The organism is Sulfurimonas sp., assembly GCF_029027585.1.
Taxonomy (GTDB): Bacteria; Campylobacterota; Campylobacteria; order Campylobacterales; family Sulfurimonadaceae; genus Sulfurimonas.
In genome coordinates, this window is sequence record NZ_CP093397.1 from 1,120,643 (window position 1) to 1,133,632 (window position 12,990).

General features: G+C 31.2%; 10 protein-coding genes. 8 read left to right on the plus strand and 2 right to left on the minus strand.

The genetic code is table 11. The features are described from left to right. Window positions 1-11 precede the first annotated feature (11 nt). Both MOV50_RS05860 and MOV50_RS05865 read left to right on the plus strand, forming a co-directional pair. A complete protein-coding gene (locus MOV50_RS05860; protein ID WP_321779463.1) occupies window positions 12-257 on the plus strand; it encodes a hypothetical protein in 246 nt (81 codons plus the stop codon). 55 nt (window positions 258-312) lie between these two features. Then, window positions 313-1,902: a methyl-accepting chemotaxis protein gene (locus tag MOV50_RS05865; RefSeq protein ID WP_321779464.1), complete on the plus strand. Its 1,590-nt coding sequence runs from the start codon at window positions 313-315 to the stop codon at window positions 1,900-1,902. Here the strand turns inward: MOV50_RS05865 and MOV50_RS05870 are convergent. Next, window positions 1,899-4,691: an SUV3 C-terminal domain-containing protein gene (locus tag MOV50_RS05870; RefSeq protein WP_321779465.1), complete on the minus strand. Its 2,793-nt coding sequence runs from the start codon at window positions 4,689-4,691 to the stop codon at window positions 1,899-1,901. The two genes, MOV50_RS05865 and MOV50_RS05870, sit on opposite strands and share 4 nt — an antisense overlap. A gap of 61 nt (window positions 4,692-4,752) precedes the next feature. Between MOV50_RS05870 and MOV50_RS05875 the strand changes: the two genes are divergently transcribed. From MOV50_RS05875 to MOV50_RS05890, 4 genes are read left to right on the plus strand one after another with little or no spacing between them, the layout of a single operon-like run. After that, window positions 4,753-7,767 (plus strand): EAL domain-containing protein, encoded by a 3,015-nt coding sequence (locus MOV50_RS05875; RefSeq protein ID WP_321779466.1) that lies wholly within the window; start codon window positions 4,753-4,755, stop codon window positions 7,765-7,767. Then, a complete protein-coding gene (locus tag MOV50_RS05880; RefSeq protein ID WP_321779467.1) occupies window positions 7,742-8,074 on the plus strand; it encodes a DUF309 domain-containing protein in 333 nt (110 codons plus the stop codon). The genes MOV50_RS05875 and MOV50_RS05880 overlap by 26 nt, the downstream gene beginning before the upstream one ends. A gap of 15 nt (window positions 8,075-8,089) precedes the next feature. After that, on the plus strand, window positions 8,090-8,908 hold the full coding sequence (locus MOV50_RS05885) for a mechanosensitive ion channel family protein (RefSeq protein ID WP_321779468.1): 819 nt from the start codon (window positions 8,090-8,092) through the stop codon (window positions 8,906-8,908). Between the two features lie 2 nt (window positions 8,909-8,910). Continuing rightward, window positions 8,911-9,777, plus strand: a complete 867-nt coding sequence (locus tag MOV50_RS05890; RefSeq protein WP_321779469.1) for a DUF481 domain-containing protein — start codon at window positions 8,911-8,913, stop codon at window positions 9,775-9,777. Here the strand turns inward: MOV50_RS05890 and MOV50_RS05895 are convergent. Further along, entirely contained in the window at window positions 9,774-10,880 is a 1,107-nt protein-coding gene (locus MOV50_RS05895; RefSeq protein WP_321779470.1) for an MFS transporter, read from the minus strand. The two genes, MOV50_RS05890 and MOV50_RS05895, sit on opposite strands and share 4 nt — an antisense overlap. A 122-nt stretch (window positions 10,881-11,002) precedes the next feature. Between MOV50_RS05895 and MOV50_RS05900 the strand changes: the two genes are divergently transcribed. Then, window positions 11,003-11,488 (plus strand): PAS domain-containing protein, encoded by a 486-nt coding sequence (locus MOV50_RS05900; protein ID WP_321779471.1) that lies wholly within the window; start codon window positions 11,003-11,005, stop codon window positions 11,486-11,488. After that, window positions 11,457-12,899, plus strand: coding sequence for a methyl-accepting chemotaxis protein (locus MOV50_RS05905; protein WP_321779472.1), 1,443 nt, complete (start codon window positions 11,457-11,459; stop codon window positions 12,897-12,899). Before MOV50_RS05900 ends, MOV50_RS05905 begins: the two co-directional genes overlap by 32 nt. The last annotated feature ends 91 nt before the right edge of the window (window positions 12,900-12,990 follow it).

Below are 12,990 nucleotides of genomic sequence, written 5' to 3' on the forward strand. Positions count from 1 at the left end.
TGCTATAATTAGTGAAGATAGTGCAAACTCTTCAAAAATTTGCTTCTTACCCGAGTTTTTCTAAAATGCAAGCACCTTACAAAGAAGTACATAACAAGATTAAAAGAGCTGTTGCATGTGTTAAAAATGGAACATGCGCACAACAGTCTCAAAATATTATGACCTTTTTTAACACTGCTGAGAAAGCCTCTTCTGAAGTTATTTCAACATTAAGTAAATTAATTCGAGAAGAAAAAGATATTCGTCATAAAAATTAGGTTTGTGTCATATTTGTGATATAATTTTAAATTAAATTATTAATAGGAATTTTAAATGTTTACGACAGTAAAGACTAAAGTAATTGCATCGGTTGTATCATTAAGCATAGTGGGTCTGGTTAGCATTACCTACTATCTCTCAACTACTCTACAACAACTTTCAGAAGAAACAACTCAAAAATCACTTAAAATGCTTAGTGAATCAATCTTTCAAACTATGACAGGTAGTATGATGATGGGTGATACTGCTATTGTTGAAGATGCTTTTAAAGCGGCTAGAAAAATAGAAGGTATTGAGAGTTTAAATATTGCAAAATCTAAAGCCATTATAGAAGTTTACTCTCCAAATGAGTCTTTTACAACAGATGCTTTAATCATAGAAGCTATAAACTCAAAAAAATCCAAGATTATAGAAACAAACAAAAATGGCATTCATACTATCAGAATGATTCGTCCAATGTTAGCAGAAGCTAAATGTTTATCTTGTCACTACAATGTAAAAGAGGGTTATGTTTTAGGTGCGATGGACTTAGTAATATCTCTAAATCAAAATGATGAAGAGATAGAATCTACGCAAATGACACTTCTTATAGCCCTTATAATAGGTGCATTTTTCTTTGCTATGGGTGCGAGTATATTTTTTACAAAAGAAATTTTCACTCCTCTTTTAAACCTTAAAAATCGTATTTCCGAGCTTGTTGGTGGCGATAAAGATTTAACGAAAAGATTAACATACCATAATGGAAATGAGTTTGGAGATGCAGCCAAAGAAGTAAACAACTTTATTGAGATGATTCAAGGAACTATAAATGAAGTAAAATCTTTGGGTGAACAAAACTCATCTATCGCATCTGAGATTGAACAATCAAGCCATGTTATACGAGAAAGCACTGCTCAAGAAAGAGAGATAGTTGCAAGAACAAATGATAGAAGTTTAGTTATCCAAACTCTTTTAGAAGATAATATGGAAGATTCAAGAGAAACTCAAAAAAATATTCAAAATGCAAATGATGAGTTAGGTAATGCAAGAAATTCTCTTAATCAACTAAGTACGGAAGTAAACTCTTTTGTAGAAATAGAAAATGAGCTAACAAGTGAACTTCTTAGTTTGAAAAATGACGCCGATAGTGTTAAAGATGTTTTAACTGTTATAAAAGATATAGCAGAACAAACTAACCTTCTTGCATTAAATGCTGCCATAGAAGCTGCCCGTGCAGGTGAGCATGGACGAGGTTTTGCTGTTGTTGCTGATGAAGTTAGAAAACTAGCTGAAAGAACACAAAAAAGTCTAACAGAAATAGATACAAGTGTTAGTATTATTGTTCAGTCTATAAATGATGTAAGTGACAAAATGCATGAAAATGCGAAGAATATCGAGAGTCTTATAAATATATCAAATGAAGTAGATCATAAAATCACTGTTACTTCAGATGCTATCCTCAGCTCAACAACAGTTGCTAACAAATCTGCAAAAGATACCATTGAAATATCTTCAAATATTAAAACTATAATCGAAGATATTGGTAAAATAGATATTATTTCTACTGCGAATAACACAAGCATCGTAAGTATTGAGAGTGACTTAGTAAGACTTGTTGGTATTGCTAACTCATTACAATCAACTATCGATGAGTTTAAAAGCTAAGACCTTCTTGGTTTTTTAAAAGTCTTACGGGTATAGTTTTTCTTAAAGCATGACTGACAAATAGAGTATTTTGAATTTGTTGGCAATGCCTTTTGACACAATCTACATCTTTGCACAAAATGACTTTGTTGCAGAGAATTTTCTATGTAAGAGTTTAAAACATATCTTGCTTTTCGTGCTTTTTGCTCATCTAAAAAATAATCATCAAACCGATAACTAAGCCAAAGATAAAGAGAAATCTCTTTTACCATATCTTCTGCTCGTAAAAGTTCATCAGTTGTTGTAGCAAACTCTCCACTCAAAGATGGCATAACATAAACAACAGGTAATTTTTTCTCTAATGCTAAAATATACCTTTCAAAAGATGCCACGATATATGGAGATTTTAAAGTTAGTGGCGCACACGAAAGATGATATTTAGTTGCAATATCCAAATCAAAACTATCAACTATTTTAGCCACTTCAAGCATATCATCTAAGTTTGAAGCGTGAAAAGGACCATTAAACTCCATATTTTCAACGAAAAATTTTAAAATTTCATAGAGAGAATTCTCTTCTAAAATACTACAAACAAGTTGTATATGCCCCAAGTTCGCCATAACTTTAAAAGGTATAGAAATCTCTTTTGCTTCTTTAAAAAAGTTTTTCTTAACTACACGCAGAGCATCTGTGTTTAATGCCCCTACAAAACCCTCTTCATTTAAACCATAACGACCAGCACGACCAGAGATTTGTAAGACCTCACTCACTAAAAGGTTTCTTTGACTTACTCCATCAAACTTCTCAGCTTTTGAAAAAAGAATAGTTTTTATAGGTAGATTCATTCCCATTGCTATGGCATCTGTGGCTATTAAAATCTGAGTTTCTTTTTCCCTAAAGCGTCTAGCTTCTTCTCGTCTAACTTCAGGGGAAAGATTGCCATAAACAACACTAACACTAAAATCTTTTGAGAACTCTTGTTTTAATCTTAAAACATCTTTTCTACTAAAAGCAATTATTGCTGTTGCTTCTTCTACATCTCTGTGATTTGTAGCAATGTCTAAAAGAGTTAAAGGATTTTTTCTATCAAACTCTACTATCTTTAACTCTTCTCCAAGGTACTCAGCTAAAGCGATAATAGCTTCTTTAACATTAGCAGAACCTGTCATTATTAGCTCTTTTGCAGGTGCACCTATGATAGCGTTTGCCCATGCCCAACCTCTATCGCGGTCATCAATCATCTGAACTTCATCTATAACACAAACATCAACATCAACATCAAAGTTTAGCATCTCGATGGTTGAGCTTATATGAGTTGCGTCCTCATTTAAAAGCTGTTCTTCTCCTGTAATTAGTGAGGCTTCTATATTGTCTGCCTTTAAGCCTTCGTAACCTTCAAGTGCTAAAAGTCTTAGGGGTGCTAAATAGTATCCTGTATCTGCATCTTTTAATTTTTTCATAGCCTCATAAGTTTTACCACTATTTGTAGGTCCGATATGAAGAGTGAGCTTTCTTCTCATCTCTCTTGCGATGGGAAACAAGTTTTTAAAATCACGAATTGTTCTAGCTAAAAGTGCTTGAGTCTGTTTTTTAATGATTTCATCATGCGTACTTCTTATAAAAGCTCTTGTAGTTTTTTTTATGATTTTAGGAGTTAGGTTTAAAGTTTCTCCCAATCTCTCAAGTAAAAAAGGATAGATTTTTTGGTGCAGTTGTTCTGTATTTAGGTGCAAGAGTGTTGCGTAGTTTTCACACTCTTGGAGCATCTGCGATAAAGCAAATAAAAAATCTTTTTCTTGGTGCTTACTAGCTTCTTCAACAACACAAGTAAAATCAAGTTTATTTTCTTGCCATATATCTTTTAATATAGAGTCTAACTCGATGTGAACTTCTAAAATATAATTATGTTTTTTATTAGAAAATGGAAGCGAATAGCAATGTTGTATGCTTATTAAAACTTCTTCATCATGCAACTCTAACTGAAGTATATCTAAGTGAGTTCCTATAATAGAATCCAAGATAGACTCTTTTAAAAATGCAAATTTTGTTTTTGTTTTTGGTGGTGAAGAGCGAAGAGAAGACACTATCTCTTTTTGTGTTAAGTATAGATGCTTAGAAGGTAGATTTTTTATAAAAGTGTTTATGCTTTGTTGTTTTGTATTTAAAACTTTTTGTTTATCTTGCTCAATCTTAGCGATGATAATTTCATCATCTGTTTCTTGAATATATTGGTCATCATAAGGTTTTGTACTAAGAGTGAGAATCTTATGAAAACTTTGCTCATAAACAACGAAATGAAGAGATGCATTAAACTCAAATCTATCATCTATGTTAAAAAATCCATCAAGAACCTTTTGAAGTCCTAAGCGTTTTTGCTCAAACCTTATGTGATTAAGTTTTGCCTCCATTTTAACAATGGTTATTTTTTTACTTCTCATCTCACTAAAAGCATCTCTTAAAAGAACTGCTTCATCGGTATTAGCATCTAGATCTTGTAAAAAAAGTTCTATTTTATCAGTTCTCTCAAGGTTTACAAGCTTTGGTTTATCTGATTTGTAAAACTGTCCATCATTTGCAAAAAAGTTTAAAATCTCCGCTCGAAAACTGTTATCAGCTTCGCTCCACAACATTCTTGCAGTTTTAAGCATTACTTCATTGTTATGTTCAATATCATAGATACCAAGAGCTGAGAACAGTTCACTTAGCGTTTGAGAACTAACACGCGTAATCCCAACATCAAAAGGATCATCATCAAAATACTGTCTTATCTTTTGATTTATTTTAGAACTTTTTTTATTTTTTTTAGCCATATGAAATTGTACCTAAAATATAAATAAGTTTTTTTTAATATACAATTCATTATAATAATTGATGTTTAATTTTAATGACTATACAATAAAAGAAAAACTTATAATTGTTTTTATTGTTTTTAAAGTACTTCCTCTTACTATACTCTCTGCCCTGGGCATTTATAGCTTTATGGAAATAGACAAACTTCTTAAAAAAAGCTCCATTAAAATAGTCAAACAAAGTAAAAATTCTATTAAAAATACTACAAATATTGTCATCTCCGATAGTATGATTGCTCTTAATAAAAAATCTCAATCAAACCTAGAAGAAAAAACAAAAAATATTGCCGCAAATGTGGCAAGTTTTTTATATCAAAGAGATGCTGATATTTTACTTTTATCAAGTTTAACTATAAATCAAAGAAATTTACAAAATTTTTACAATCAAAAAAAAGCAAGCGTTTATATAGCGAGTGACTATATTTATGATGAAATAAATCATAAATGGATTTCATCTAAAAATATCTCATTAAAAACTACAAAAATTTATACTAACAAAAAATTTAAAAATTTTAATACTATAAAAAAACAAAAAGTAAAAACGAAACTCATACCTTTATATAAAGAAATTTCTTTTTATAAAGCAAATGGAAAAGAAATATATAAAATCTCAACACTAAGTAAAGAACTTAAAAACATAAGTAAAAAGAACAATACTTATCTACATGCAGAAGATTATTTTAAAAAAGCAAAAAAGCTTAAAAAAGGTGAAATATATATTTCAAAAGTTATAGGGGAGTATATTGCTTCTCCAGTTATAGGGAATTTTACAAGAGAAAAAGCAAAAAAAGCTGGTATAAAATTTGAGCCTACAAAATACGGTTACGCGGGGAAAGAAAATCCACTTGGTAAAAAATTTAATGGAATCATTCGATTTGTTACTCCTGTTTATAAAAACTCGAACTTACAAGGTTACTTAACTTTAGCCATTGACCATCATCATATTATGAACTTTACTGATTTTGTAGATCCATTATCTTCTAACTCTTTAGATATTTCAGATGCTAGTAGTGGAAACTATGCCTATATGTGGGACAATGACTTTTTATCTATCTCTCACCCAAGGGATTACTTCATCATGGGCTATAATGCTAAAACTGGTGAAGTAGTTCCTCCATGGATAGATGAAAATTTAGCAAAAAAATTTAAACAAAACAAAGAAAAAGATTTAAATAAATTTTTAAAAACTCAACCCATCTTTTTTGAGCAATCTTTAGATAAAAAACCAAATAAAGAGCAGATAAGAATAGGACAAATTGGTATTGATTGTAAATATATAAACTTTGCTCCCATCTGTAAAGGTTGGAAGGAAGTAACAAAAGATGGAGCACATGGATCTTTTTTAAACTACTGGAGTAATATATGGAAACTTTCAGCAGTAGCTCCAATACCATACTACACGGGACGATTTAAAAATTCAAAAAAAGGTTTTGGTCTTATAACTATGGGAGCAAATACTAATGAGTTTCATAAGGCTGCAATAAAAACGAAAGAACACCTTGCCTCAGTTTTAGAAAAAGAATATGCAAACATACAAGAGAGTATAGAATCTACTTCAGATAAAATATATAAATCAATAACAAATCAAATAAGACTTATGTCTTTCATCACTGTTATCTTAATCTTTGTCGTCATCTATGTAGCAATTCTTATCTCAAATAACATCTCAAGAAGAGTAAATAAAATCATCATTGGTACGCAAAGACTTAAAAATAAAAACTTTGATTATCAAATCAAATGTGGCTCAAATGATGAGTTAGGCGAACTATGTAACTCTTTTAATAGCATGGCATCTTTTATAAAAAAACTAAATCAAGGTTTAGAAGAAAAGCTTTTTAAAGATGACCTTACAGGTTTATCAAGTAGGTTATCTCTATATAAAGATATAAAAGAGAATGAAGTTAACTCGTTACTCTTGTTTGACATAAATTCATTTAAAAATATTAATGATTACTACGGGACACAAGCAGGAAACTTTATCTTAAAAAGATTTGCAAAGGTACTTAAAGAGTTTGCATCTCTACATGATATGTCGCCATACAGAATCGGCTCTGATGAGTTTATACTTTTAAGTAATGCCAAGCTGTCAGATAAGCAAATCGACAGTATTGTTGTAAACCTAAGTCATCTTATAGCATCTACAGAATTTAAAAGTGATAAGCATAGTTTAAATACTACGATATCTTTTACTTGTGGGGCTTCTGATGATGAAAAAAATCTTATAGAGTATGCTGATTTGGCTCTAAATGAAGCCAAAAACAAAAAATACCTCTATATGATTTATAATGAAAAAAATCCAAATATGAATAAACATACTGAGTATATCTTATGGAAACAAAAAATAATTTATGCGGTTGAAAATGACAATATAGTTCCATATTTTCAACCAATCATAGATGTAAAAAATCCACAAAACAAAAAATACGAATGTCTAATCAGAATGATTGATAACGGCAATGTTATCTCTCCCTATATGTTTTTAAATATAGCAAAAGAGAGCAGACTATACTCAAAACTAACAGAGATTATGATTAAAAAAACATTTGAAATTTTTCACCACTCAGATGCGGTTTTTTCTGTAAACATTTCTATTGACGATATTCAAAATAACCAAACAGTTGAGTTTATACAAGAGCAACTAGAACGGTATGATGTTGGAGATAGACTGATATTTGAGATTTTAGAATCAGAAGAAATAAGTAACTTTGATCTTGTACTTCCTTTTATTAAAAAAATGAAAGCAAAAGGTGTTCGTTTTGCTATAGATGATTTTGGTTCAGGTTACTCAAACTTTTCGTATATGTTACAAATGAAACCAGATTTACTTAAAATTGATGGCTCTTTGATTAAAAATATTACCGAAAATTCAGATGAATACTATGTGGTAGATGCCATAGTTAAATTTGCTAAATCTTTAGATATAAAACTTGTAGCAGAGTTTGTTTCAACAAAAGAGATTTTAGATACTTTAGATGATTTTGACATTGACTATATGCAAGGTTACTATTTTAGTGAACCAAGAGAGAGTATTGACTAAGCATCTAGATGATTTTTTGTTGTGTCTTGAAGAAGGGCGATACTATGACGCTCATGAAGCACTAGAAATCATTTGGTTTCCTAGACGCTTTGAAGATGACAATGAGATGAGGCTTTTAAAAGGTTTCATAAACGCATCTGTTTCTTTAGAATTAAAAAAAAGAGGCAAAAAAGAGGCAAGTCAAAAAGTATGGAAAACTTACTTAAAATATAAACCTTTGATTTATAAAATCGACTCCCCTCATCTAAAAAAATACTACAAAATCACTCAATATCTCGATAAATTTTGCTATAATTCCATTTATTAAATATTAGGAAAAAACATGGAAATATCAAAATACACAGATATGATTATCATATATGTTAGTCAATATGGACTCAAAATAATTGCTGCTATATTAATTTTTCTTATAGGAAGATGGGCTGTTAAAAAGCTAACATCTTTGAGTAAAAAGTTAATGCAAAAAGCTCAAATTGATCAAACACTCATAGAGTTTAGCGAGAGTTTAATCTACTTTGTCCTGTTACTTGTTGTTGTTCTAGCATCTCTAAATACGCTAGGCGTAAATACTACATCATTTATCGCTGTTTTTGGTGCAGCTGGTTTAGCTATTGGTTTAGCACTTCAAGGCTCTTTAGCCAATATTGGAGCTGCTGTTCTTATCATCATCTTTCGTCCTTTTAAGGTTGGTGATTATGTTGAAGCAGGAGGGGCTACTGGTGTAGTTGAAGATGTAAATCTATTTTCAACTATAATCGCACCACTGGATAATCGTACTATTATAGTTCCAAACTCGTCTATAATTGCTGGCAATATTATCAACTACTCTAACAAAAAACAAAGAAGAGTTGACCATGTATTTGGCATCGGATATGATGATGACTTAAAACTTGCAAAAGACACCTTGATGCAAGTTATGATTGATGATACAAGAGTTTTAAGCGAACCAGCTCCTTTTGTAGCTGTTAGTGAACTTGGCGATAGTAGCGTAAACTTTGTATTTCGTGCATGGGTTAATACAGAAGATTATTGGGATGTATATTTTGAAATGCTTGAAAAAGTTAAGCTTACTTTTGATGAAAAAGGAATCTCAATTCCCTATCCTCAGATGGATGTTCACACAAATAAAATAGAAGGTTAAATTTGAAAAAGATAGTTTTAAGTCTGTTAATTATTAATTCGTTAATAATGGCAAATCAACTACAAGATGATATAAGTGCTGCAAAAGCCGAGGCTAAAGAAGCAAACGATAAAGTAAAAGAACTTGAGGCAAAACTTCCACCAAATGAAAAACTTATAACTCGTACTGAGTTAGGTTTTATAAAAACAGATGGAAATACAAAAACAAAAACTTTTGCTCTTGAAGTTAAAGCTAAAAAAGGTTGGGATAAGCATCTCCTTAGCATTTTATTTGATGGTCAATATGCAGAAGATAATAATATAGAAAGCAAAAATAAGTTCTTTGCTGAATTAGAGTATGGCTACTCTTTTACAGATAGACTATCTGTCACTTATCTTATTGGTTATAAACAAGATAAATTTTCTGGTTTTGATTATCAAGCCTATACAGGACCTGGTATAAAATATCTCGCTATCAAAACAGATGCTCATAACCTTAACTTAGAGGGAAGTATCCTTTACTCTGAAGATGATGTAGAAGATACAAACTATGACGCAAGTGGAAATGTCCTATCTTATCCAAATGCAAGTGCTACTCCTACGGCTAGCACAAAAGCTGGCATGATAAATAGGTATGGCGCGTATAGAGCAAAAGGTGTTTATACTTGGCAAATACTAACTAACCTAAAGTTTGAGCAAGAATTAACTTACAGAGCAGAGTTTAAAGACTCTAGTGTTTACTTCGCTTACTCAAAAACAGCATTTTCTAGTAAAATCTCAGATATGTTTTCTGCTGGTATAAGCTATAAAGCTGACTATGTAAACTCTCCACCAACAGGAAAGAAAAATACTGACACAACCTTTACGGCTAACTTGATTATAGATTATTAATAAATAATTTTATTTTTCCTAGAAAAAAGGTAAAGAAACATAGATGCCAAAAGTGCGATGAAACTTGCACTTAAAAAAAGATATGTTGGGTATAGTTCGTAAATATACCCAGCATATAATGCTCCTACAAAACCACCCAGACCATAAGTTATTCCTGAAAAAAACTGTTGTGCTAAGGATTTATGTTTGTACAAATGATACAAATAGCTAATAGCAGCGGAATGAAAAAGTGCAAAACTAAGAGCGTGCAAAGTTTGAGATAAAAATAAGATGGTTAGATTTTGCGGAAATAAAAAAAGTAAGAACCATCTTATAGAAGTTACAAAAGTTGTGATTTGTAAAATCAAAAGTAGATTTCCTCGTAAAAATCTAGCTTGAGAAAAAAGCATTATTATCTCAGCTCCAACTCCAAAGCTCCAAAGATAGATAGTCATATCTAAACTAACTCCATAGTCAGTTTCATAAATCGTAAAAAAGTTATAAAATGCACCAAAACTCACTTGCATAAGAGTAAGTCCTATCCATAATTTATAATCTTTTATTAAGTTTATATCGTTTTTTATTTCTTTCTTTTTTTGCTTCGTAGCAACTGTATTTTTACCAATTACAAAAGCAACAGTAGCAGTTAAAAAAGTTAAAATTAAAAGATAGTTTAAAGCCACCGCAGCACTACTTAAAAACTTAACTAAAACAAGGGCAACAAGCACAAAACCAACTGAACCAAAAAGACGAATCTTTCCATATCTCTCTTTGCCAATAGTACTCAAAGAGATAACTTCTATAAAGGGAAGAACTATACTCAAACCGATACCAAGCCCAATATTTGAAAAAAGAATTTTATAAAAATTATCAAGAGAAAAATAAAAAGAGATGCTACTAAAAAACATAAAGCCAAGAGCGATTTTAAAGGTTCTAAAATCAAGCTTCAAGCCTCTTGTAAAAAAGAAAGGAAGTACAAATCTAACAAGAGGTCCAGCCGCAAAAATGATGCCTATCTCACTAGCAGAGTAGCCACTAAGGGATAATATTTTTGGTAAAAATATAATATACACACCAATAATTGCAAAATAAAAAAAATAAAATATAGATAAAAGTATAGACATGTCGCATTATACCAATTTATGAGATAAACTTATCAATTTTATATGCTATACTTATCATTATAGAATTTTAGGGAGACATTCATGTTAAAAGAAATGCGAGAAATAATTTTAGGGAGACATTCATGTTAAAAGAAATGCGAGAAAATGATTTTATCGTTTCTAAAACTGACCTCAAGGGTCATATAACTTATACAAATCAAATCTTTATGGAAATGGCAGAATATACAGAGGTTGAACTTTTAGGGAAACCTCATAATATTATCCGCCACCCCGATATGCCAAAGGCTGTTTTTAAGTACTTATGGGACACAATAGTAACAAAACAAGAAGTCTTTGCTTTCGTAATAAACCAAACTAAAAATGGTAATGGCTATTGGGTTTATGCAAATATTACCCCATCTCTAGATGCTAATGGAAAACTTATTGGTTACTACTCTGTTAGAAGAAAACCTAATCCTAAAGCTCTTGAGATTATCATCCCACTATATAAAACAATGCTTGAGGTTGAAAAAAGTAATGGCGTAAATGCCTCATTTAAAGTTTTAACAGATATATTGGCAGAAAAAGGAGTTGATTATGATGAACTTATCCTATCTATTCAGGAATAACGGAACTATTTTACTATTTATTGCACTTATTGGTATTGCTATTTATAGTCTTGTTGGTGGAGATTTTACCTTAGCTGGAATTATTTTTGCCGTTTTAGTTGCTTCTATTTTAGTTCCTGTAAAAAAAGCAAGTTCTGCTGATGAAACTCTTCTAGATGCTATGCGTAGAGTTCTTCAAAATATGGGAGAGGGTAATCTTGAAGACCGCATCACAAACATTCCAAATAACAACTCCTCTCTTTCTGCTCGTGCTTGGGCTATTAACAATACACTAGACCAACTAGAAGCATTTATGCGAGATACTGTGGCTACCATAAATGCTTCTTCAGTTGGAAAAACTTATAGACGAACTCACGCAAGTGGCTTGCATGGAACTTTTCATACAACCGCTACAAACTTAAATGGAACTATATCTTCTATTGCATCTAGTTATGAAACAAGAATCAGAGGAGAATTAGGCAGCAAGCTTGCAAAGTTAGGTGGCGGGATAGGTGCTGGTTTACAAATTATACAAAAAGATATAATTGGTTCACAAGAAGAGTCTGTAGAGATAGCAAAAATTTCACAGCAAACAGCTCAAAAATCTGAAAATAGTTTAAATAGCGTTGTAACACTTGGCAAAAAACTAAATATTTTAGTTGATTCCATAGCATCTTCACATGAAGGTATCATCTCTCTTGAACAAAGATCAAGTGAAATCTCTGATGTCGTAAATCTTATCAAAGATATAGCAGACCAAACAAATCTCTTGGCACTAAATGCTGCCATAGAAGCAGCTCGTGCGGGTGAGCATGGTAGAGGTTTTGCAGTTGTTGCAGATGAAGTTAGAAAATTAGCAGAACGCACACAAAAAGCAACAAATGAGATAGAAATAAATATCTCAACTCTTCAGCAAGAAACAAACGATATGCGAGTAAATTCTGATAATATTTCTGAGATTGCTCAAAATTCTAGTGAGGTTATTGTTAAATTTGAAGAAACATTTAAAGAGTTAAACTCTCTTGCTACAAAGGCATCTGGTGCGGCTATTCATATACAAAATAGAATGTTTGCAACTCTAGTTAAAGTTGACCATATTCTATTTAAATCAGATGCTTACTCCTCTGTTTTAAACTCTGAAACTGATAAAGTTTTTATTGATCACAAATCATGTCGTATGGGTAAATGGTACTTAGGTATTGGTCAAGAGCATTTTGGACATACTAAAGCCTTTAGAGATATGGATATTCCGCATGCAAAAGTTCATGATTCTATTCTTAAAGTTCTACCTTTTGTGAAAGAAAAAACAACTTTAAAATATGATAATCCAAAGAAAATTCATGATACTTTCTCTGTGATGGAAGAAGCATCTGGAGAGTTATTTATTAAACTAGATGAGATGTTAAAAGAGTATAACAGAAGCAGCAAATAATATTTACTTAGTATTTACTTAAACTGCATATACTTTTACATCTCAATTGTGTTTTTCCCTTTCACGAGAGAGAATAAAAACTCCTATAAAT